This window comes from Paraburkholderia sp. Tr-20389 (assembly GCF_017104565.1).
In the GTDB taxonomy this organism is placed as follows: domain Bacteria; phylum Pseudomonadota; class Gammaproteobacteria; order Burkholderiales; family Burkholderiaceae; genus Paraburkholderia.
In genome coordinates this window covers 63559-83956 of sequence record NZ_JAAGPD010000048.1, presented here as the reverse complement: position 1 = coordinate 83956, position 20398 = coordinate 63559, and the positions used below count along the sequence as shown (strand labels likewise).

General features: G+C 62.4%; 20 protein-coding genes and 3 pseudogenes. 10 read left to right on the top strand and 13 right to left on the bottom strand.

Features of this window, described 5'->3' with window-relative positions:
* Positions 1-106: 106 nt before the first annotated feature.
* From G3N95_RS33425 to G3N95_RS33415, 3 genes and pseudogenes are all read left to right on the top strand, one after another.
* Positions 107-349, top strand: a pseudogene (locus G3N95_RS33425) (electron transport complex subunit RsxB); the annotation flags it as partial.
* A 9-nt stretch (positions 350-358) separates the two neighbouring features.
* Positions 359-1003, top strand: a complete 645-nt coding sequence (gene nth, locus G3N95_RS33420; protein ID WP_205974369.1) for an endonuclease III — start codon at positions 359-361, stop codon at positions 1001-1003.
* Positions 1004-1157: 154 nt separating this feature from the next.
* Positions 1158-1592, top strand: coding sequence for a DUF1841 family protein (locus tag G3N95_RS33415; protein ID WP_205974368.1), 435 nt, complete (start codon positions 1158-1160; stop codon positions 1590-1592).
* A gap of 120 nt (positions 1593-1712) precedes the next feature.
* Here the strand turns inward: G3N95_RS33415 and G3N95_RS33410 are convergent, their stop codons facing one another.
* Positions 1713-2096, bottom strand: coding sequence for a c-type cytochrome (locus G3N95_RS33410; protein WP_205974367.1), 384 nt, complete (start codon positions 2094-2096; stop codon positions 1713-1715).
* Between the two features lie 110 nt (positions 2097-2206).
* Positions 2207-2587: a cytochrome c gene (locus G3N95_RS33405; RefSeq protein WP_205974366.1), complete on the bottom strand. Its 381-nt coding sequence runs from the start codon at positions 2585-2587 to the stop codon at positions 2207-2209.
* Positions 2588-2960: 373 nt separating this feature from the next.
* On the opposite strand from G3N95_RS33405, the gene G3N95_RS33400 reads away from it, so the two are divergent.
* The 5 genes from G3N95_RS33400 to G3N95_RS33380 all read left to right on the top strand — a co-directional run bounded on the left by G3N95_RS33400 (position 2961) and on the right by G3N95_RS33380 (position 8210).
* A complete protein-coding gene (locus tag G3N95_RS33400; protein WP_205974365.1) occupies positions 2961-3803 on the top strand; it encodes a MoxR family ATPase in 843 nt (280 codons plus the stop codon).
* 38 nt (positions 3804-3841) lie between these two features.
* The gene (locus G3N95_RS33395; protein WP_205974364.1) at positions 3842-5017 is read left to right on the top strand and encodes a VWA domain-containing protein; all 1176 of its coding nucleotides are present in this window, start codon (positions 3842-3844) and stop codon (positions 5015-5017) included.
* 125 nt (positions 5018-5142) lie between these two features.
* Positions 5143-6354: a benzoate/H(+) symporter BenE family transporter gene (locus G3N95_RS33390; protein WP_205974363.1), complete on the top strand. Its 1212-nt coding sequence runs from the start codon at positions 5143-5145 to the stop codon at positions 6352-6354.
* 278 nt (positions 6355-6632) lie between these two features.
* Positions 6633-7586, top strand: coding sequence for a transaldolase (gene tal / locus G3N95_RS33385; RefSeq protein ID WP_205974362.1), 954 nt, complete (start codon positions 6633-6635; stop codon positions 7584-7586).
* 189 nt (positions 7587-7775) lie between these two features.
* Positions 7776-8210, top strand: coding sequence for a VOC family protein (locus G3N95_RS33380; RefSeq protein WP_205974361.1), 435 nt, complete (start codon positions 7776-7778; stop codon positions 8208-8210).
* 16 nt (positions 8211-8226) lie between these two features.
* Here the strand turns inward: G3N95_RS33380 and G3N95_RS33375 are convergent, their stop codons facing one another.
* The 7 genes and pseudogenes from G3N95_RS33375 to G3N95_RS40740 all read right to left on the bottom strand — a co-directional run.
* The gene (locus G3N95_RS33375) at positions 8227-9408 is read right to left on the bottom strand and encodes an FUSC family protein (protein ID WP_205974360.1); all 1182 of its coding nucleotides are present in this window, start codon (positions 9406-9408) and stop codon (positions 8227-8229) included.
* Between the two features lie 135 nt (positions 9409-9543).
* Positions 9544-11094 (bottom strand): sodium:solute symporter, encoded by a 1551-nt coding sequence (locus tag G3N95_RS33370; RefSeq protein ID WP_205974359.1) that lies wholly within the window; start codon positions 11092-11094, stop codon positions 9544-9546.
* Positions 11091-11315: a DUF3311 domain-containing protein gene (locus G3N95_RS33365; RefSeq protein ID WP_205974358.1), complete on the bottom strand. Its 225-nt coding sequence runs from the start codon at positions 11313-11315 to the stop codon at positions 11091-11093. Before G3N95_RS33365 ends, G3N95_RS33370 begins: the two co-directional genes overlap by 4 nt.
* A gap of 371 nt (positions 11316-11686) precedes the next feature.
* Complete coding sequence (locus tag G3N95_RS33360) at positions 11687-12604, bottom strand: spermidine synthase (RefSeq protein ID WP_205974357.1); 918 nt, start codon at positions 12602-12604, stop codon at positions 11687-11689.
* Positions 12601-12693 (bottom strand): annotated as a pseudogene (locus tag G3N95_RS33355) (DNA-deoxyinosine glycosylase); the annotation flags it as partial. The pseudogene G3N95_RS33355 and the gene G3N95_RS33360, both read right to left, overlap by 4 nt.
* Positions 12694-12774: 81 nt before the next feature.
* A complete protein-coding gene (locus tag G3N95_RS33350) occupies positions 12775-13611 on the bottom strand; it encodes an HNH endonuclease (protein ID WP_205974356.1) in 837 nt (278 codons plus the stop codon).
* 186 nt (positions 13612-13797) lie between these two features.
* A pseudogene (locus G3N95_RS40740) lies at positions 13798-13932 on the bottom strand (DNA-deoxyinosine glycosylase); the annotation flags it as partial.
* A 142-nt stretch (positions 13933-14074) separates the two neighbouring features.
* Between G3N95_RS40740 and G3N95_RS33345 the strand changes: the two are divergent.
* Positions 14075-14932, top strand: a complete 858-nt coding sequence (locus tag G3N95_RS33345) for a hypothetical protein (protein ID WP_205974355.1) — start codon at positions 14075-14077, stop codon at positions 14930-14932.
* A gap of 179 nt (positions 14933-15111) precedes the next feature.
* Here the strand turns inward: G3N95_RS33345 and G3N95_RS33340 are convergent, their stop codons facing one another.
* Both G3N95_RS33340 and G3N95_RS33335 read right to left on the bottom strand, forming a co-directional pair.
* On the bottom strand, positions 15112-15585 hold the full coding sequence (locus G3N95_RS33340; protein ID WP_205974354.1) for a DNA-deoxyinosine glycosylase: 474 nt from the start codon (positions 15583-15585) through the stop codon (positions 15112-15114).
* The gene (locus tag G3N95_RS33335; protein WP_205974353.1) at positions 15585-16277 is read right to left on the bottom strand and encodes a chorismate lyase; all 693 of its coding nucleotides are present in this window, start codon (positions 16275-16277) and stop codon (positions 15585-15587) included. Before G3N95_RS33335 ends, G3N95_RS33340 begins: the two co-directional genes overlap by 1 nt.
* A gap of 180 nt (positions 16278-16457) precedes the next feature.
* Here G3N95_RS33335 and G3N95_RS33330 point away from each other — a divergent pair, with 180 nt between their 5' ends.
* Positions 16458-16724: a hypothetical protein gene (locus G3N95_RS33330; protein WP_205974352.1), complete on the top strand. Its 267-nt coding sequence runs from the start codon at positions 16458-16460 to the stop codon at positions 16722-16724.
* Between the two features lie 80 nt (positions 16725-16804).
* On the opposite strand, the gene htpG is transcribed toward G3N95_RS33330, so the two are convergent.
* On the bottom strand, positions 16805-18697 hold the full coding sequence (htpG, locus tag G3N95_RS33325; protein WP_205974351.1) for a molecular chaperone HtpG: 1893 nt from the start codon (positions 18695-18697) through the stop codon (positions 16805-16807).
* 124 nt (positions 18698-18821) lie between these two features.
* On the bottom strand, positions 18822-20291 hold the full coding sequence (locus G3N95_RS33320; protein ID WP_205974350.1) for a PLP-dependent aminotransferase family protein: 1470 nt from the start codon (positions 20289-20291) through the stop codon (positions 18822-18824).
* Positions 20292-20398 lie beyond the last annotated feature (107 nt).

Here is a 20398-nt window from a genome sequence, read left to right as displayed (position 1 = left end):
GATCGCATCGAATTCCGCCGAGAACAGCAGATCATCGCCGCAAGGCGAGGCTTCCGTAATGGGTTCAAGCAATGTAGTGAAATTGGTCGGCATGTTCTGGAGCATCTCAGACAACGGTGTAGTCGAAGCGAAGAAACGCGCGATCATTCAGGCTGCACTCGAACGCGCGCGGAAGAAGAAAGAGGACAACGCAGCGCAAGGCTTGGGGCCGAAGAACACGACCAACATCAGTGCAGACACGCAGGCACAGATCGATGAAGTCGAAGCACGCCGTCGCCGGCTAGGCATTGCGGAAGACAATTCCGAATCGACGTCCAGGCAGAACGACGATCAACCTAAAAACTCCTGACTCCGCCGCATGAACGCGACCAAACGACGTGCGATCTACGAGACGCTCCAAAGCCTGAACCCGCATCCGAAGACGGAGCTGGAATACACGACGCCGTTCGAGTTGCTGATCGCCGTGATGTTGTCCGCGCAAGCAACGGACGTCTCCGTGAACAAGGCGATGCGCCGTATGTTCCCCGTCGCGAACACGCCGCGGAAGGTGTTCGACCTCGGCGAGGAAGGCGTCGCCGACTACATCAAGACCATCGGGTTGTACCGCACGAAGGCGAAGAACGTGATCGCGACGTGCCGCATCCTGCTCGACCAGTACGCGGGCGAAGTGCCCGCCGAGCGCGAAGCGCTCGAAAGCCTGCCCGGCGTCGGCCGGAAGACGGCGAATGTCGTGTTGAACACGGCGTTCGGCCAGCCGACCATCGCCGTCGATACGCACATCTTTCGGGTTGCCAATCGAACGGGCCTTGCGCCCGGCAAGGACGTGCGCGCTGTCGAAGTGGCGCTGGAGAAATTCACGCCCGCCGAGTTCCTGCAGGACGCACACCACTGGCTGATCCTGCACGGACGCTATGTGTGCAAGGCACGCCGGCCCGAGTGCTGGCATTGCGTGATCGAGCCGCTGTGCGAGTTCAAGCCGAAGACGCCGCCGCCCGGCCTTTGATTCGCTGCGCGGGGTTTCGCCGTGCTCGCGCGGCGCGCCATCCGCCTGCGTGCGATCGAGCCGCGGCGTAAAATGAATCGACATTCCGCGCGAGTCGAGAGTCTGGAGCGACAGCCGCCGCGCCATCAACACCGTTACTGCCCGAACCCCATCGATGTTCAATCCCAGCCGCGACGAAGTCCGCCGTTTTTTTACCGACACCTGGCGCAAACAGCGTGCGGGTGAAATCCTGACGCCGCTTGAAGCGATCGCCGCCGACTGGATCGTCGAGCATCCCGAGTACCACGCCGAACTCGCGGACCCCGAGGCCGCATCGGCGCAGGACTACTCGCCCGAGCGCGGCCAGACCAACCCTTTCCTGCATCTGTCGATGCACCTCGCGATCAGCGAGCAGTTGTCGATCGACCAGCCGCCAGGCATTCGCGCCGCACACGACCGGCTCGCCGCGAGGCTCGGCTCCACGCACGACGCGCAGCACGCGATCATGGAATGCCTCGGCGAAACGATCTGGGAAGCGCAACGCACGAATACGCCGCCCGACACGGACGCCTATCTGCAACGTATCGAGCGACGGGCATCACGCGACTGACGGCGCGACTGACCCCGCGAACGCCCGCCACACACGAATCCGTCGCACCAAAACAAACACCCCGCGCTTGCGGGGTGTTTGTTTTGGTGCGTGGGCCGACGAGGCTGGCTGTGCGGCAGCTTACTTCTTCTGCACCAGATCGCCGTTCAGCGATTCGATATACGCGGCCAGATCCTTCATGTCACCCTGCGACAGGCTTTGCACCTGCGCCTGCATGATCGCGTTGTTGCGGCCGAGGTGCGGGTTGCCCGTGCCCATCTGATACTGGCGCAGCGCCCAGTAGACGTAGTCGGCGTGCTGCCCGGCGAGCTTCGGATATTCGGGGCTCACGGGCTTGTTCAGGTTCGGGCCGTGGCAGGCCGCGCAGTTGTGGCTCTCGGAGAGCACCTTGCCGTTGCCGGCATCCGCCGCGTTCGCGTTCGATGCGACGACAAAACCGGCCAGCGCGAGCGCCGCGCATGCGGCCTTGACCACCGTATGAAGTGCGTGGGGATGCTTCTTCATGGATTCTCCTTGTCGACGGGAGCCGGCGCTTTGGCGCCTGCCGCCGTCCCATGCAAACTGGTTGCGGCCGCGAAGTGGATCAGCACGTGAGCTCTGTCACGCGACGTCGATCACTTGTCGGGATTGTTCTTCGAAGAGGACGTCTGCGCCGAGTAGTACGCGGCGATGTCGGCGATGTCCTGGTCGGACAGCGACACGGCGATCGCATGCATCGTGTCGAAATGGCGATCGCCCTTCTTGTAGGCGTGCAGCGCGTTTTCGAGGTAGGTCTGATTCTGGCCGCCCAGCATCGGCACCCGGTACACCTCGGGGTAGGCCGTACGATAGTCTGGAATACCGTGACAGCCGATACACATCGCGACCTTGCCCTGGCCTGCCTTGGCGTTGCCCACGATATCCGCTGCCTGCACGGTTGCCGCCGAAGTTGCCGCAAAACCCGCGAGCACCGACATCGCTGCGATCACGACATGTTTGCCGACGAATCTGTTCATAGCTCTTTTAACCTGGCTTGAGGGGGAACGGGCGCCCAAAAAGGCAACGGCCTGCTCCGTTGTACTTGTCGGGGTTGCCACGCAGGCCAAAAAAATCGGCCCAATTGTACCGCGACGCCGCGCCGGGCGTCCACCGGAGGGAGCCCGCGCTCCTTGCCGGCAAAGCGCCGCGCGACAAGGCGCGGCACGCACGCCGGCTCGCGCCCGCCACATCCGGCGCCGGGCTTGGCGCGGCAGATTGCCGCATGCGGAAATCCGTCTCTTGCACGCGCCGCGCGCACCATCCGACGCGGCTGACACCTTACGCGAGCCCACGGGAGCACAACAGGGCTTCTGACTTATACTGGAATTTTTCCCGAACGAGCGTCCAGTCATGCGTTTCGAAGGCTCATCGCAATACGTCGCCACCGACGACCTCAAGCTCGCGGTCAATGCCGCGATGACGCTCAAGCGGCCGCTGCTCATCAAGGGCGAGCCGGGCACGGGCAAGACGATGCTCGCGGAGGAAGTCGCGGCGGCCCTCGACATGCCGCTCCTGCAGTGGCACATCAAATCGACCACGAAGGCGCAGCAGGGCCTGTACGAATACGACGCCGTGTCCCGTCTGCGCGATTCGCAGCTCGGCGACGAGCGCGTGAAAGACATTCGCAACTACATCGTGAAGGGCGTGCTGTGGCAGGCGTTCGAGTCGGAGCAGCAGTCGGTGCTGCTGATCGACGAAATCGACAAGGCCGACATCGAGTTCCCGAACGACCTGCTGCGCGAACTCGACCGCATGGAGTTCTACGTGTACGAAACGCGTGAACTCGTGAAGGCGAAGCATCGGCCGCTCGTCATCATCACGTCGAACAACGAGAAGGAACTGCCCGACGCGTTCCTGCGCCGCTGCTTCTTCCATTACATCAAGTTCCCCGACCCGTCGACGATGCAGCAGATCGTCGAGGTCCACTATCCCGGCATCAAGCAGGACCTGCTGCGCGCCGCGATGGAAAGCTTCTTCGAGCTGCGCAACGTGTCGGGCCTGAAGAAGAAGCCGTCCACCTCCGAACTGCTCGACTGGCTCAAGCTGCTGCTGGCGGAAGACATTCCGCCCGAAGCGTTGCGCTCGAAAGATCAGAAGCAGATCGTGCCGCCGCTGCACGGCGCGCTGCTGAAGAACGAACAGGACGTGAGCCTGTTCGAGCGGCTGGTGTTCATGAACCGCAATAACCGCTGAAAGGCGGCCGAAGCACACGGAAATCCGGAGACAAGGGCATGCTGATCGACTTTTTCTACACGCTGCGCGCCGCGAAGCTGCCCGTCTCCGTGAAGGAATATCTGACGCTGCTCGAAGCGTTGAAGGAAAGCGTGATCCAGCCGTCGCTGGACGACTTCTACTACCTCGCGCGCATGACGCTCGTGAAGGACGAGCAGTATTTCGACAAGTTCGATCAGGCGTTCGGCGCGTATTTCAACGGCGTCGCGCAGAAGGCGGATCTTGCGCTCGACGTGCCGCTCGACTGGCTGAAAAAGAAGCTGCAACGCGATCTGAGCGCGGAGGAAAAAGCGCAGATCGAAAAGATGGGCGGCCTCGACAAGCTGATGGAGCGCCTGAAAGAACTTTTCGACGAACAGAAAGGCCGTCACGAAGGCGGCAACAAGTGGATCGGCACGGGCGGCACATCCCCGTTCGGCAACGGCGGCTACAACCCGGAAGGTATCCGCATAGGCGGCGACACGTCGGGCAACCGCACGGCCGTGAAGGTGTGGGATCAGCGCGCGTATCGCGATTACGACGATCAGGTCGAGATCGGCACGCGCAACATCAAGGTCGCGTTGCGGCGCCTCCGTCGCTTCGCTCGCGAAGGCGCCGCCGAAGAACTCGATCTACCCGACACGATCCGCAGCACGGCCGCGAACGCCGGCTGGCTCGACCTCAAGATGGTGCCCGAACGGCACAACAACGTGAAGGTGCTGATGCTGCTCGACGTCGGCGGATCGATGGACGATCACATCAAGCGCACGGAAGAGCTATTCTCGGCGGCGAAGGCGGAATTCAAGCACCTCGAGTTCTACTATTTCCACAACTGCGTCTACGACTTCCTGTGGAAGAACAACCGCCGCCGGCACGTTGAACGGCTGGCGACGTGGGACATGCTTCACAAGTTCACACCCGACTACAAGCTGATCTTCGTCGGCGACGCGACGATGAGCCCGTACGAAGTGCTGCAACCGGGCGGCTCGGTCGAATACAACAATGCCGAGGCGGGCGCCGTGTGGCTGCGGCGCATCGCCGATCATTACCCGCATCACGTGTGGCTGAACCCCGAGCCGGAGGGCTTGTGGGAATACCGGCAGTCGGTGTCGGTGATACGCGAAGTGCTGGGCCACCGCATGTATCCGCTCACGCTCGCCGGCCTCGAAACGGCGATGCGTATGCTAAGCAAGTAAAATCTCAGGCTTTTCGCCTTCGGCACGAGCGCGGCGCCCTTCCCGCCGCGGCCGGACGCTGCTTCGCGCACGTCCGTCGTGCACGCTACCCGGCGACACTACAACGCCACACCGAGACACGCAGCATGACCTCTTCCTCCCCCGAATACGCGAGCGCGAACCGCGCGCCGCTGCGGCCGTTCACCGATACCTCGCTGTCCTCCATCGTCGCCGGTTTCGTCGCGATGATGACGGGTTACACCAGTTCGCTCGTGCTGATGTTCCAGGCCGGCCGCGCCGCGCATCTCACCGATGCGCAGATCTCGTCGTGGATCTGGGCGCTGTCGATGGGCATGGCGCTCTGCACGATCGGCCTGTCGCTGCGCTTTCGCGCGCCCATCGTCGTCGCATGGTCGACGCCGGGCGCGGCGCTGCTCGTGTCGTCGCTGCCGCATGTCGCGTATCCGGAAGCCGTCGGGGCGTTCGTCGTGTGCGCGCTGCTGCTGACGCTGGTCGGCCTGACCGGCTGGTTCGACACGCTAATGAAGCGGATTCCGGCGGGCATCGCGGCGGCGCTGCTGGCGGGCATCCTGTTCGAAATCGGCATCGAGATCTTCCGCGCCGCGCAATTCCAGACCGCGCTCGTGCTGGCGATGTTCTTCACGTATCTCGTCATCAAGCGTTTTGCATCGCGTTACGCGATCGTCGCGACGCTCGTCGTCGGCACAGCGGTTGCAGGCGCGCTCGGACTGCTCGATTTCAGCCGCTTTCATGTGGCCTTCGCCGTGCCCGTGCTGACAGTGCCTGCCTTCTCGCTGTCGGCGGTGATCAGCATCGGCATCCCGCTGTTCGTCGTGGCAATGGCGTCGCAGAACGTGCCGGGCATCGCCGTGCTGCGCGCGGACGGTTACCAGACGCCGTCGGCGCCGCTGATCGCGACGACGGGCATCGCCTCGCTGTTGCTCGCGCCGTTCGGCTCGCACGGCGTGAATCTCGCCGCGATCACGGCCGCCATCTGCACGGGACGCGAAGCACATGAAGACCGCACGAAGCGTTATATGGCCGCCGTCTGGTGCGGCATGTTCTACCTGATCGCGGGTATTTTCGGCGCAACGATTGCCGCCCTGTTCGGCTCGCTGCCGAAAGCGCTGGTGGTGTCGGTCGCGGCGCTCGCGCTGTTCGGCTCGATCATGAGCGGCCTCACGAATGCGATGCAGGATGCACGTCAGCGCGAAGCCGCGCTCGTCACGTTCATGGTGACGGCGTCGGGCCTCACGCTGCTGTCGATCGGCTCGGCGTTCTGGGGACTCGTCGCCGGGCTGGTCACGCAGGCCGTGCTGAACGCGCGGCGCGGCTGATGCTACGCAACTGCGGGAAACAGGCGCTGCCTGATGCGGGCCTGCCAAAGCGGCCCAGCCTGAAGCGGCCCTGCCTAAACCGGCCGTGTCAAACCAGCATCATCCGATCCGCCATAGAATAGAAGTATCGGGCGGCGTTCCACGGTAAGATTTCCTGCTGCAACGTGGACACCGCAGATGACGCGTGCACCCGGCCGCCGCGCGGCTCACGGCGGCCTTGCGCCGCGTCATCATTTCCTCGACCTCGGCGCGCGTGCGCCTCGAAGCGAAGGCTCGACATGACTACTGCACTCGATCAACTCAAGCAATACACCACGGTCGTCGCGGACACCGGCGACTTCCAGCAACTCGCGCAGTACAAGCCGCAGGACGCGACGACGAATCCGTCGCTGGTCCTGAAGGCCGTGCAGAAGGACGAATACAAGCCGCTGCTCGAAAAGACCGTGCGCGATCACGCATCGAAGCCCGTCGGCGCGATCATCGACAACCTGCTGATCGCCTTCGGCACCGAAATTCTCAAGATCGTCCCGGGCCGCGTATCGACGGAAGTTGACGCCCGCCTGTCGTTCGACACGAAGGCGTCGATCGACAAGGCCCACGAACTCATCAAGATGTATGACGCGAAGGGCATCGGCCGCGAGCGCGTGCTGATCAAGCTCGCGTCGACGTGGGAAGGCATCCGCGCCGCCGAAGTGCTGCAGAAGGACGGCATCAAGTGCAACATGACGCTGCTGTTCTCGCTGGCGCAAGCCGTCGCCGCTGCCGAAGCGGGCGCGCAACTGATCTCGCCGTTCGTCGGCCGCATCTACGACTGGTACAAGAAGAGCGCGGGCAGCAACTGGGACGAAGCGCGTGACGGCGGCGCGAACGATCCAGGCGTGCAGTCGGTGCGCCGCATCTACGCGTACTACAAGAAGTTCGGCTATCCGACGGAAGTGATGGGCGCGAGCTTCCGCACGACCAGCCAGATTCTCGAACTGGCCGGCTGCGATCTGCTGACGATCAGCCCCGATCTGCTGCAAAAGCTGCACGACAGCAACGACAAGATCGAGCGCAAGCTGTCGCCGGAAGCGAGCAAGAGCGCCGATATCGAGCGCGTGCCGACGGACGAAGCGTCGTTCCGCTTCCTCGTCAACGACGACGCGATGGCGACCGAAAAGCTCTCCGAAGGCATCCGCGTGTTCGCCGCCGATGCGATCAAGCTCGAAAAGGTGATCGAAGCGCTGCGCTAAGCCGCTTCGTCCATTCTTTGCGCGAAGGCGCGCGTGGCCCGCGAGGCTGCGCGCGCCTTTTTGTTGGTGCGCGGGTCCACGCTCTACCGTCAACACAGTTTCACATTCGACGCTGCAGCGACGACTACAATCGTTGGCACGCGTGCGTTCGGTTTCGCATCGAACGGCGTGTCAACGAAGGAGACATCGATGCAAGTCCAACCCTATCTGTTCTTCAATGGCCGTTGCGAGGAAGCGCTGAAGTTCTACGGCGAGAAGCTCGGCGCAGAAGTGCTCTTCCAGATGCGCTTCAAGGACGCACCGCCGAATCCGCAGCAACCCATCCGTCCCGGCACCGAAAACAAGATCATGCATTGCACGATTCGCATCGGATCGACGGAACTGATGGCGTCGGACGGCAACTGCGACGAAACACCGGGCACGCACACGGGCTATAGTCTGTCGATCACCGTCGACGATCCGTCGCAAGGCGAAAAGACCTTCAACGCGATGGCGGAAGGCGGCAACGTCGTGATGCCGTGGCAGGCCACGTTCTGGAGCACGGGCTTCGGCATGGTCGTCGACAAATTCGGCGTGATGTGGATGATCACCAATCCGCACGACGGCGAAAAGCATCCGAGCTGAGGCAACAGCGCTGCCCTCAGCGCGCCGCGCCTTCGATGTTCCAGTTCGCTTCCGTGGCCGCCAGCATCGCGCGCATGCGCTCCACCTGCTCCGCGAAGCGCTGCGAGAGCCACAACGGCCCCTGCAAATCAGGGGCTGTTTCTTTGTCAGGCGTCGCCGTTGGTTGACAAGCCAAAGACACCGATGACGCCGCCGCCTCCGGCATACGGAAATGCGTGGCACCCGCGAAGCGCAATGCGCGAGCGGCGCCGAGCAGCGTCATGCGAACCGCGCCCGCCGCTTCCCCGCACTGCTGCGCGAACGCATCGCGCAGTTCGACATGCGCGAGCGTGCCCGTCGACAGCATTTCGAGCGCGCTCAGCATCGAACGATGCAAGCGCTGGATGTCGTCGAGCTTCGTGATGGGCAGATCGATTTCCTTCGCGACCGACGGCATCAACGAGCGCAACTGCACGAGCCGCTTCCCCATGCGGATGAACGCGGCAACCTGCTCGTCAGCGCCGATCGGCACGCCCGTCATCATCCGCGTATAGATGCGCGCGCACTCGCGCAGATTGTCGGCGAGCAGATAGCGCCACGAGTACGTTGCGTGCAGCGGCAGCGCGAACGAAAACGCCAGTGCGATCACGATGCCGATCAGCACGTTCAGCGTGCGCCACAGGCCCGTGTCGATCATGTTGTCGCCGTGGCCCGCAACGATGCACATCGTGATGGCCGTCAACAGCGCGACATAGCCGGCGCTGCCGATCGCGAACCACGCGCAGATCGCGGCGATTACCGACATCAGCACGTAAGTGAGCGTCAGCGAATCGAACAGGTTTTGCTGCAGGATCAACGCGAGACCGAGCGTGGCGCCGAGCAGCGTGCCCGCGGCGCGCTCGGCCGCCTTCTTGCGGATGTTGCCGTGATGCTGCAAACCGCCGATCACCACCAGCAGCGTGACCGACGACCAGATGCCGTGCGGAATGTCGATACCCGTCGTCGCGAGAATCGACACGAGCATCGCGAGACCCACGCGCAGACTATGGAAGAACTTTGCGTGGCGATAGCGGTAATACGGCGACGTGACGGCGCGCACGAGGCGGCCGATGCGCGTGCGGCGCGGCGCGAGACGCGCGGTGACGGTGTCCTTCGTTTCCGGCGGCGCGCCCGGAGGCGGCTCGCGTGGCGAATTCGGTTGCGGATCGGCGAGAGCCATCGATGATCTCACGTGGGTTCGGCGCGCATGCGCGAGCCAGCATGCAGAGACAGCCACCGCACGAGCATAAACGAAAAAGCCCGCAGCATTTTGGCTGCGGGCTTCGTGTGCGACACGTGAGATCAGGCCGCGCGCTCAGGCCTCATGCACATCCAGATAGTCTTCCGGACGCGTGCGGTCTTCGGCGTGCTTCATGCCGAATGCACGCACCAGCAGGCTCGCCACGACCGACACCACGAGGTTGACGATCAGCGACCAGACAGCCGCGTAACCCGGAATCGCCAGGCCGCCGATGTGGATCGTATAGATCGAACCTGCCAGCTTCAGCGAGATCGCCATCCACGTGCCGACGGCGATGCCCACCGCCCAGCCGAGCAGCAGACCGCGATAGTCGAGCACGCGCGTGTAGAGGCCGAGCACGATCGCGGGCAGCGTCTGGATGATCCAGATACCGCCGAGCAACTGCAACTGGATCGCATACGTCAGCGGCAGGCCGAGAATGAACGCGACGGCGCCGACCTTGACGATCAGCGACACGAGCTTGGCGATGTTCGTCTCCTGCTCGTGCGTCATGTTGCGGTTCACGAACTCCTTGTGGATGTTGCGCGTATACAGGTTCGCGGCTGCAATCGACATGATCGCGGCCGGCACCAGCGCGCCGATACCGATCGCCGCGAACGCGACGCCGACGAACCACGACGGGAAGAAGTGCAGGAACAGCGCGGGCACCGCGAAGTTCGGACCGAAGGCCTTGAAGTACGGCGCGAACTCCGGCATGTCCTTCACGCCTGCTGCGAGCGCCATGAAGCCAAGCAGCGCAAGCAGACCGAGCACCAGCGAGTACGCGGGCAGCATCGCCATGTTGCGGCGGATCGTGTTGCCCGACGAAGACGACAGAATCGCCGTCACCGAGTGCGGATACAGGAACAGCGCGAGCGCCGATCCCACCGCGAGGGTCGCGTACGCGCTATAGCCGTTCAGGCTCGCAACGTCCGGCGCCTTGAGCAGCAGCTTGGCGGGCGGAACCGCGCTGAAGATATGGCCGAAGCCGCCCAGTTGCGGCGGAATCACGATGATCGCGGCGGCGATCGTGATGTAGATCAGCACGTCCTTCACGACGGCGATCATGGCCGGCGCGCGCAGACCCGAGGTGTACGTGTACGCGGCGAGAATCGCGAACGCGATGATGAGCGGCAGGTCGCCGACGAAACCCTTCGTGTCGAAACCGAGCGCGCCGATCACCACTTCGATACCGACCAGTTGCAGCGCGATGTACGGCATCGTCGCGACGATACCCGTCACGGCGATGGCGAGCGCGAGCATGCGGCTGCCGTAGCGTGCGCTGACGAAGTCGGCGGAGGTCACGTAGCCTTGGCGCTTCGCGATGCTCCACAGCTTCGGGAACACGACGAACGCGAACGGATAGATCAGGATCGTATAGGGCAGCGCGAAAAAACCGGTCGCACCCGCGCCGAACACAAGGGCGGGAACGGCCACGAAGGTGTAGGCGGTATACAGGTCGCCACCCAGCAGGAACCACGTGACGACCGTGCCGAAGCGCCGGCCGCCGAGGCCCCACTCTTCCAGGTGCGCGAGATCGCCGCGACGCCAGTGCGCGGCGACGAAGCCGAGAATCGTGACGCCGATGAAGAACAGAACGAAGACGAAGGTTGCGGTGGCGTTCATCGTGCGCCTCCCTTCGGAGCCTTGGTCTTGAAGTACACGAGCGCGGTGATCACCGCGCTGATCAGCACCCACAGGAGCTGATACCAGTAGAAGAACGGGAAATCGAACAGCTGCGGTTCGACCTTGTTGTAGGACGGCACCCAGATCATCGCGATCCAGGGTAACAGCAACAGCCATAGCCAGTGCTTGCTGGCCTTGTTGGCGGCGGCGTCGTGAGCCATGACGTCTCCTCTTTCCTTTTATTGAATTGTGTCCCGCGTCTGGCGGGCTGATGGACCCAGCGGCGGATAGCTGCGTGGGCGCCCCGAAAGCATCGAAAGAGTATCGGAGTGGCGAACGACCGGTCAAGCAGGGGTGACCCTAGACGCAACGGTGTTGTCAATAGGCGAAACGTCGCAGAGTGTGAGACCGGATACGCAAGCGGACGCATCCGTTGCTGCGTTGAGCAACGTGTCGCGATGCCGGCTGAATGGGAGAGGTGGCCGCCATGCCGGACTGGGCATGGCGGTTGCGCGAGGCGCGCTGGTATTGCACCAGCGCGGGGCTCACTGGGGTGCCGCGAGCGTTGTGAAGCGCGGTGATCCTATGCGCGTCAGATCGAGAACGTGCCGTTCTGGCCCGTCGATTCCTGTAGACCCTTGACCCACTTGCGTGCGGGCAGCTTGAGCTGCGTCTCGATCAGCTTCGCGCGTTCCTGCAACTGCGCGAACGGCACGTCGATGGCGGGACCCGAGAACGCGATTGCGATGCGGTTGCCGTCGTGCACCTCGGGCAGCGCGACGACGCGTCCGTCGAACGCTTCGTTCAGGCGCTTCATGTTGCGCACGAAGCTCGGATGATCGCCGAACAGGTTGACGGTGACGACGCCCGCTTGTGTCAGACACGCGCGCGCCGCGCGATAGAACGCGACGCTGTCGAGCACCGGGCCGCGCGCGGTCGCGTCATACAGATCGATCTGCAATGCACCGACGGTGCCGTGATTCGCGCGGTCGTTGACGAACTCCCACGCATCGGTTTCGCGCACGGTGAGGCGCGCGTCGTCGGCGGGCAGGCTGAACATCGTGCGCGCGGCGATCACGACAGCGGGATTCAGTTCGACGGCTTCGACCTGCGCGCGCTTCAGGAAGCGATGTGCGAACTTCGTCAGCGAGCCGGTGCCGAGGCCGAGCTGCACGATGCGCTTCGGCGTTTCGAGGAACAGCAGCCACGCCATCATCTGCTGGGCGTATTCGAGTTCGATGTGATCGGGCTTCGACAGACGCATCGCGCCTTGCACCCATTCCGTGCCGAAGTGCAGATAGCGCACCCCGCCCTCCTCCGAGAACGTGACGGGCGCGAAACGCGGCTTGCGCGGCGCTTCGATCAGCGACGCCTTGGCGACGTCGGCGAAATCATCTTCGTCACGGGCAGCGCGGGTTTTCGCGCGCGAGATGGTCTGCTTCGAGCCTGCGGATGGCTTGCTGCGGAAAGCACGCGCCTCGGCCGAAGCGCGCTTGATCAGTTTCGTCATGTGAGGATGTCGCGCCACAGGCGCAATTTTTGGTCGAACGAGAGGATAGCATTGGCGGGGCTCGACGACGGCAGGACCAGGGTCCCGTAGCGATATCCTGTCCAAACCGTACGGACGGTAGTCAAACTACTGCTACCATTCATCAACGATCTCAGCTGACACTACCAACATCAAAGTGCCACGGTCGCATCCAACGCGAAACCGTGCGCCCGCCAATGATGTGCAAGAGCTTCCAGTGAAAGACCGATCGAGCCTGCCAAGATTGGCTTGCCGGCAGCGGCTTCTAATTGTGGTGTCAACCACGGGCTACCGAAGGAGCCTTTGCCGAGAACGACACGGGCCTGCTTATCCAGCGTGAAAGCACCTAATTCAAATGCTTTATCATGCACGAGACATAAGCACAGTCCATTCGACGTTTCTCCGCGAAGCTCCGGGTTATCAGCCCACTTTGCAATGTGCGCGCCGACCAGAAATCGGTGGTCACTTACGGCGCAACCAGGAAAGCAACAAGAGTTGCCAAAATTCGCTTTAACGTTGCGAGCGAATCCCTGCTGCCCTACCCTACGAGCGACTTCACTCAACACCACGCCCGCAGTAACGCGCGCCGCAACAGCGCTAGAACTGGTCGGCGTGACACGCGCGTCAACACCAAATAACAGGGCCAATAGTTCGTCGCTTATAAACGAAAGATACGCACCGTTTAGACATTGGACACGCCCCGCTTGAATCACATAAAAGAGCCGCTCCTTGTCCGCACTCTTGTTGCGGTTGGATTCAAAGTATGCGCGTAACCCATTGTCGTTAACTGTAAAAACATCTTTTAACAATAACGGGCTTGGAAAAGACTGATAATTCGTCAGTTCGACCCTGTAGAGTTCGCTCGGACCCGCCGGCCCCTCGTCAAGCAGAATACAGTCTGATGCTGCGATGGAACAACCCGTGAACGCAGCCCGATTCGATTCCCCACAAAGATGGAACACAACATCGCCAGCCCGAACCTTTTGCATCGTCTCCCAAAAGGCCCACGGTCGACCCGCAGAATTCTTGCGTGGCGACCAAAAACAATCCCCGACCCGCCAATCTTGAGGGCGACCGTCGGGTGTTCGTGACATTTCCAGCCAAGCCATTCGAGATTATCTCAAGGTGAACGCAATGCGGAAACACGCCCGGTGGAACGTATAACCACATCTTCGTTATGTAAGAATACCGCGCCACAGGCGTAATTTTTGGTCGACAAGAGGATAGCATTGGCGGGGGCTGGAAGACGGCAGGACCAAGGTCTGGTAGCCCGCCGCAGCGATGATCGGCGCATAACGCCCCACCGTTTGTCTCTACTGTACCTTACGAGAACAGGAAGAGATCGGTAGCGACTCGAATAGTTCGCGAGCCGAGTTCGACCGCTGCGCCGATCGCCGTCTAGAAACTGCCGATTCAGTTTATTCGCCTACGCCCCCTCTTCACACAATCACCATGTCGACCACCCTACAGCATGCGCACCGCGATGTCGTTCGCACGGAGAATGAACTCCGTGAATTTGAGGCGACCCACCTTTTCACGGTAAGCAATTGGGATTTGAAGACACAAAATCCGTTCGCTCCTTATCGCTATCTGACCGATCTTTCCCTAGGCGAAGCGCAAAGGACGGAGGATCGCGCGAAACATGAATCGTCGCCGAGAATCGAAAGTCGTAACCTGTGGATGGAATTGAGAGGGAAGATGCATGACGTACTCGCCGAAATCGAGGCGAATGCCGAAGCCTACAAATATATGTCGGCCAATCGTTGTACCGCCGCCGAGAAAGACAAGATCAATCCAGCGCTTGACAAGCATATCACCCGCGAACACAACCTACTGAACAGCATTCGCTCAATGCTTCACGAGTATCTGAGCTCGGTTGCACACGAAAGGGAGAGTTTATTTCTTCCGGCGATAGAAGCCACCAAAATCGAGATCGAGCGAATCCGCCAAAATCACCATCTCCTACTTAACACGTACTCAACCGCACAGGCCGAGCTTGCACGGTTGCAAGCACTACTGGTCGAGGAGAAATTCGCCGCACAACCTGCCCGTTCAATTGGCAATTTCATCCATATTTCAGAGCGAGCACGTCTTCCGTCTGCAGGCGCGGTATATGTCATCACTCGAGACGAAATCATGTATGTTGGGCAGAGCGGCAACATCCGCACAAGAATGGCCGCTCACTTTAGTAGCGGCTACTATAAGGACAAGGACTTAGTGTCAATATTGAATGCAGAAAATGAGCGCGATCGTCTGCAAATTGAAGCCAAGCTCATTGAAACACTAGGCCCCAAGCTGAATAAGAAATGACCTCTCCGCCCTTCGAACTACTCAACCGATACGCCCGTAACTGAAACGTCGCACTTCGCACTTCGCACTTCGCACTTCGCACTTCGCACTTCGCACTTCGCACTTCGCACTTCGCACTTCGGCATTCTCCTGCAAGGCTCCGGCCGAATTGAATCCTAATGTCTTCCTGCTCTCTCAATTCAATCGAGTACTAGCAGCCAAACTCCCAACTTCTGCTCGAACGAAAGCGTCGCGTTCGCCGGACTCGACGACGGCAGGACCAAGGTCTCATAGCCTGCCGCGGCGATGACGGGCGCAAAGCGCCCCGCCGTCTTGCCGTTGAAGCAGACCTTCTTCAGCAGCGGCGCGTACTCGCGGAACGACGCGAAATCGTTCGGCGTCGCGTTGCGGATCGCCGTGTCGAGGCTGCCCTCGCGCGTGCACGCGGCCAGCACATCCCACACGCCGATGCCATGTTTCAGTACGCGCTCGAGGCGCGTCGGGTAATCGAGTTCGGGCAGCGGCTCGTCGATCACGGCGCCGAGCAGGCGCCAGAACTGGTTGCGCGGATGCGCGTAGTACTGCGTCGCCGTGAGCGACGCTTCACCCGGAAAGCTGCCGAGTATCAGCGTATGCGTGCTCTCGGCGACGACGGGTGGAAAGCCGCGCAGCATCAGCGTGCGCCTCCATGCTTGCCTTCACCCTTCGCATCGCGCCGCGCGTTGACGTCGGCACGCGATGCCGTGTGATCGAGCGCCTGACCGTGATCGCGCGGCACCGGCTGCTGGACGCGCGCATACCCGTCATCGCGCGCAGCGAGATGCGCCCACAACGCGGGCAGCATGACTTCCGTCACCATCAACGGCTCGCCGTAGCGTTCGAACACCGAGCGTCGCGCGAACAAGGCATGCGGCCGTGAGTTCTCGATATCGCGCGAAGCGATCCCGTACAGTGAATGCCGCGCCGTCACGCGACGGCTCACCAGCGACGAACGCGAGACGCTGCTATCGCTGTACAGCAGTTCCGCGAGCGGCCGCGTACGCAGACGCCGCATCGCCTGCCAGACACCCGTGCTCGCCGCGAGCGGCACGATGCTGTGAGCGGCCACGTACGGCGTGCCGTCCACCGATAACACCACTTCACGCACCCACACGGGCGTGCGCGGCGCGCTGCCGAGCGCACCATATTCGTCGTCGAACGGCAGGTCGACGGCCTCGCGCGTCACGCGCACGGCGACAGCGCCGAGCGTGCGCAGGTGCGCCGTCAGCGAACCGCCGCGCGTGAGCCAGTCTTTCTGATCGGGCGAGAAACCTGGGAGGGGCGCGACGCGCCAGTGCGCGTCGGCAGCATCGAAACGGATAGGCATGGTCCGCATTATAGGGGGCGAGGAAAACGCGGACCTTTCGGGTGAATATGCCGCGAACTTTTGCGGAACCATCGGCTGTGCGTTTCAGGCAGGTCCGCATCCGGCGCCACTCGCAACGCGTGAACATGGATCGTGAGCGCAAGACGCTCGCCCCTCCATCCCGACGCCCAGGAGCCTCCATTGATCGCCAACGACAAATCCACCTCGAACCGCATCGCGCATCTCGCCGCCATCGTGCTACGACGCGACGGCGCGTCCAAAACCGAAAAGGAACTCGCAGGTTCGGCGCTCGCGCAACATCACACCAGCAAACAGACGAGCACAGCAATCGGCAAGCTCGCCGCGCATGTGCTCGCCGATCATCACGCGTGCGCCGAAGCTAAAGAACTGGCGGGTTCGGTGCTTGCGCAGGTACGCCATCATGAACGCGGATCGCCGGTGCGTTGAGTTCCTTCGGCCGGCCTCGCAGGCAAAAAAAATGCGCTGCCGAAGCAGCGCATTGTCACCATCGCGAATCAGCTAAAGCATCAGCGCGCCAGCAGCAGCGCATTGGTCCGCTTCACGAAGCTCGCCGGATCTTCGAGCGAGCCGCCTTCCGCAAGCAGCGCCTGGTCGAACAACAGATGGCACCAGTCGTCGAAATGCGCGTTGTCGGCGGCGAGGCTCTTGACCAGCGCGTGTTCCGGATTCACTTCGAGAATCGGATGGAACGTCGGCGCGTTCTGGCCGGCCGCCTTCAGCATGCGCTGCAGGTAGCCGCTCATGTCGCCTTCGTCGGCGACGAGACACGACGGCGAATCCGTCAGGCGGAACGTCAGACGCACGTCCTTCGCCTTGTCCTTGAGCGCTTCCTTCATGCGCTCGACCAGCGGCTTCAGCTCTTCGCTGACCTTCTCCTGCGCCTCTTTTTCTTCATCGTTCAGCTGCCCCAGATCGAGGTCGCCGCGCGCGACGCTTTGCAGCGGCTTGCCGTCGAACTCGGTCAGGAACGACAGCATCCATTCGTCGACGCGATCCGTCAGCAGCAGCACTTCGACGCCCTTCTTGCGGAACACTTCGAGGTGCGGGCTGTTCTTCGCGGCCTGATACGTATCCGCCGTGACGTAGTAGATCTTCGACTGCTCGGGCTTCATGCGCGCGACGTAATCCGTCAGCGACACGTTCTGCTCCGACGAGTCATTGTGCGTCGACGCGAAACGCGCGAGCTTCGCGATGCGTTCCTTGTTCGAGAAGTCTTCGCCGATGCCTTCCTTCAGCACCTGGCCGAATTCCTTCCAGAAGGTCGTGTACTTTTCTTTGCCTTCGGCTTCTTCCGCGTTCGCCAGTTCTTCGAGCATCGACAGCGCGCGCTTCGTCACGCCTTCGCGGATCGCCTTCACGTCGCGGCTTTCCTGCAGCAGTTCGCGCGACACGTTCAGCGGCAGATCCGCCGAATCGACCACGCCCTTCACGAAGCGCAGATACGTGGGCAGCAGTTGCTCGGCGTCGTCCATGATGAAAACGCGCTTCACGTACAGCTTCAGGCCGCCGCGATGATCGCGATTCCACATGTCGAACGGCGCGTGTGCCGGCACGTACAGCAACTGCGTGTACTCGCTGCGGCCTTCGACGCGGTTATGCGTCCACGTCAGCGGATCCTGGTGATCGTGCGACAGATGCTGATAGAACTGCTTGTACTGCTCTTCCGTGATGTCGCTCTTCGCGCGCGTCCACAGCGCGCTCGCCTGGTTGACGGTCTCGTCTTCGTCCTTCGCGACCATCTCGCTCTTTTCGGCGTCCCACTCTTCCTTCTGCATCAGGATGGGCAGCGCGACGTGATCCGAATACTTCTGGATGATCGACTTGAGCTTGTAGGTGGACAGCAGTTCGTCTTCGTCGGCGCGCAGATGCAGCGTGATCGTCGTGCCGCGCTGCGCGCGCTCGATCGTTTCGACCGAGAAGTCGCCTTCGCCCGCGCTCACCCAGCGCACGCCTTCCGCTGCGGGCAGACCCGCGCGGCGCGTTTCGACCGTGATCTTGTCCGCGACGATGAAGCCGGAATAGAAACCGACGCCGAACTGGCCGATCAGCGCCGCGTCCTTCTGCTGGTCGCCGGAGAGCTTGCCGAAGAATTCCTTCGTGCCCGAGCGCGCGATCGTGCCGAGATTCGCGACCGCCTCGTCGCGGCTCATGCCGATGCCGTTGTCGTCGATGCTGATGGTGCGGGCGGTCTTGTCGAACGACACGCGGATGCGCAGGTTCGGATCGCTTTCATACAGCGCGTTGTTTTCGATCGCTTCGAAGCGCAGCTTGTCCGCCGCGTCCGATGCGTTCGAAATCAGTTCGCGCAGGAAGATTTCCTTGTTGCTGTACAGCGAGTGAATCATCAGGTGCAGAAGCTGTTTCACTTCTGCCTGGAAGCTCATGGTTTCTTGTGCCATGGTCAGTGTTCCTCTTCTATTGCAGGTTGATTCGGGGATTCGAAGCCAAACCGGTCTGTGTAGACGGCGCGCGTTACAGACGTTGCGCTGTTAAATGGGGGCGCGCGCCACGGATTCAAGAGGTTTATGAAGCCCGCCGCGCGACACCGTCCAGATAGCGGCACAGAAACGCCGGCAGCGCCGGATCGCCGCAATTCGCGACATTGAAGCGCATCCACGTGGTGGGCGACTGCTGCGGCGAGAACAGGCTTCCCGGTGTCAGCAAAAACCCTTCCTCGTGGCCGGCCGCCGCCAGCGCATCGGCATCGACACCCGTGTCCGCCCACACGAACATGCCCGCCGCGGGCGTCTGGAACATCCGCAGACCCGTTTTTTCGAGCATCCGCACGGATTTGTCGCGCACCGTGTCGAGCCGCGCGCGCAGCCGTTCGACGTGCCGCCGGTAGTGCCCTTCCGTCAGGATCTTGTAGAGCACGCGCTCGTTCAGTTCCGGAGTGGTCATGCCGACCAGCATTTTCTGGTCCGTGACGGCCTTCGCCACGTCCGGCGACGATGCGATGAAGCCGACCCGCAGGTTCGCTGCGAGCGTCTTCGAGAAGCTGCCCAGATAGATCACGCGCTTGAGCTGATCGAGGCTCGCGAGGCGTGTGGCGGGAAAGCCCGGCGGGCACAGGTCGCCGTAGATATCGTCTTCGACGACGATGAAGTCGTATTCCTCCGCGAGCCGCAGGATGCGGAACGCCTGCGCCGCCGTCAGCGACGTGCCCGTCGGGTTCTGCAGCACGGAATTGATCACGAGCATTTTCGGCCGCCACGTCTGCACGAGCGTTTCCAGCACGTCGAGATCGGGGCCGTCGGGCGTGTACGGCATGCCGACGAGCCGCGCGCCTTGCGACGCGAAGCGGCCGAACATCTGGAACCACGCCGGATCGCCGACGATCACCGCATCGCCCGGCTGCACGTAAAGGCGCGCGATCAGGTCGATGGCCTGCGTAATGCCCGATACGAGCACGATCTGTTCCGGCGACGCGCCGATCTCCAGTTCCTCGAGCCGCGTCTGCAATTGCTGGCGCAGCGGCAGAAAGCCTTGTGGCGTGCCGAAGCCGAGCATCTGCGCGCCGCTTTGCCGGCCGAGCGTGCGCAGCGCGCCCGTGATCAGTTCGCCGTCGAGCCAGCGCGACGGCAGATAGCCGAGCCCGGGCCCGCGTTCGGGCCGCGTCGACGTGTGCAGCATGTTGCGCAGCAGCCAGACGACGTCGATCGTGCTGGGCGCGGGCGCGGTTTCGGCCGCCTCATGGGCCGACAGGCGGCGCTCGATGGGCAGCGGACCGCCCGCCAGCCGCTCGCGCACGTAAAAACCCGAGCCGCGCCGCGAATCCAGATAGCCCTGTGCCACGAGCCGCTCGTACGCCTCGACGACCGTGAAGCGCGACACGCCCTTGTCGAGCGCGAGCTTGCGGATCGACGGCATGCGCATGCCGGGACGGAACACGCGCTCCTCGATGCGGCGGCGCGCCCACTGCACGAGCTGATCGACGAGCGTGAGCGCCGAGGCATCGTGTGGGGCGGGAATCAGGTCGAGCGGGACGGACATGGCGGACTCCAGCGGTGTGCTGCAAGGGCAACGTCGGGTTGGGCGCACAGCGGGACGACCGGCTGTACCCGAGACCCGGACAGAAGTCCATCAGACGACAGGACAAC

Excerpts from the sequence above, each read along its gene's own strand:
- nth (WP_205974369.1), top strand. The coding sequence starts at position 359 with ATGAACGCGACCAAACGACGTGCGATCTACGAGACGCTCCAAAGCCTG.
- G3N95_RS33415 (WP_205974368.1), top strand. The coding sequence starts at position 1,158 with ATGTTCAATCCCAGCCGCGACGAAGTCCGCCGTTTTTTTACCGACACC.
- G3N95_RS33410 (WP_205974367.1), bottom strand. The coding sequence starts at position 2,096 with ATGAAGAAGCATCCCCACGCACTTCATACGGTGGTCAAGGCCGCATGC.
- G3N95_RS33405 (WP_205974366.1), bottom strand. The coding sequence starts at position 2,587 with ATGAACAGATTCGTCGGCAAACATGTCGTGATCGCAGCGATGTCGGTG.
- G3N95_RS33400 (WP_205974365.1), top strand. The coding sequence starts at position 2,961 with ATGCGTTTCGAAGGCTCATCGCAATACGTCGCCACCGACGACCTCAAG.
- G3N95_RS33395 (WP_205974364.1), top strand. The coding sequence starts at position 3,842 with ATGCTGATCGACTTTTTCTACACGCTGCGCGCCGCGAAGCTGCCCGTC.
- G3N95_RS33390 (WP_205974363.1), top strand. The coding sequence starts at position 5,143 with ATGACCTCTTCCTCCCCCGAATACGCGAGCGCGAACCGCGCGCCGCTG.
- tal (WP_205974362.1), top strand. The coding sequence starts at position 6,633 with ATGACTACTGCACTCGATCAACTCAAGCAATACACCACGGTCGTCGCG.
- G3N95_RS33380 (WP_205974361.1), top strand. The coding sequence starts at position 7,776 with ATGCAAGTCCAACCCTATCTGTTCTTCAATGGCCGTTGCGAGGAAGCG.
- G3N95_RS33375 (WP_205974360.1), bottom strand. The coding sequence starts at position 9,408 with ATGGCTCTCGCCGATCCGCAACCGAATTCGCCACGCGAGCCGCCTCCG.
- G3N95_RS33370 (WP_205974359.1), bottom strand. The coding sequence starts at position 11,094 with ATGAACGCCACCGCAACCTTCGTCTTCGTTCTGTTCTTCATCGGCGTC.
- G3N95_RS33365 (WP_205974358.1), bottom strand. The coding sequence starts at position 11,315 with ATGGCTCACGACGCCGCCGCCAACAAGGCCAGCAAGCACTGGCTATGG.
- G3N95_RS33360 (WP_205974357.1), bottom strand. The coding sequence starts at position 12,604 with ATGACGAAACTGATCAAGCGCGCTTCGGCCGAGGCGCGTGCTTTCCGC.
- G3N95_RS33350 (WP_205974356.1), bottom strand. The coding sequence starts at position 13,611 with ATGCAAAAGGTTCGGGCTGGCGATGTTGTGTTCCATCTTTGTGGGGAA.
- G3N95_RS33345 (WP_205974355.1), top strand. The coding sequence starts at position 14,075 with ATGTCGACCACCCTACAGCATGCGCACCGCGATGTCGTTCGCACGGAG.
- G3N95_RS33340 (WP_205974354.1), bottom strand. The coding sequence starts at position 15,585 with ATGCTGCGCGGCTTTCCACCCGTCGTCGCCGAGAGCACGCATACGCTG.
- G3N95_RS33335 (WP_205974353.1), bottom strand. The coding sequence starts at position 16,277 with ATGCCTATCCGTTTCGATGCTGCCGACGCGCACTGGCGCGTCGCGCCC.
- htpG (WP_205974351.1), bottom strand. The coding sequence starts at position 18,697 with ATGGCACAAGAAACCATGAGCTTCCAGGCAGAAGTGAAACAGCTTCTG.
- G3N95_RS33320 (WP_205974350.1), bottom strand. The coding sequence starts at position 20,291 with ATGTCCGTCCCGCTCGACCTGATTCCCGCCCCACACGATGCCTCGGCG.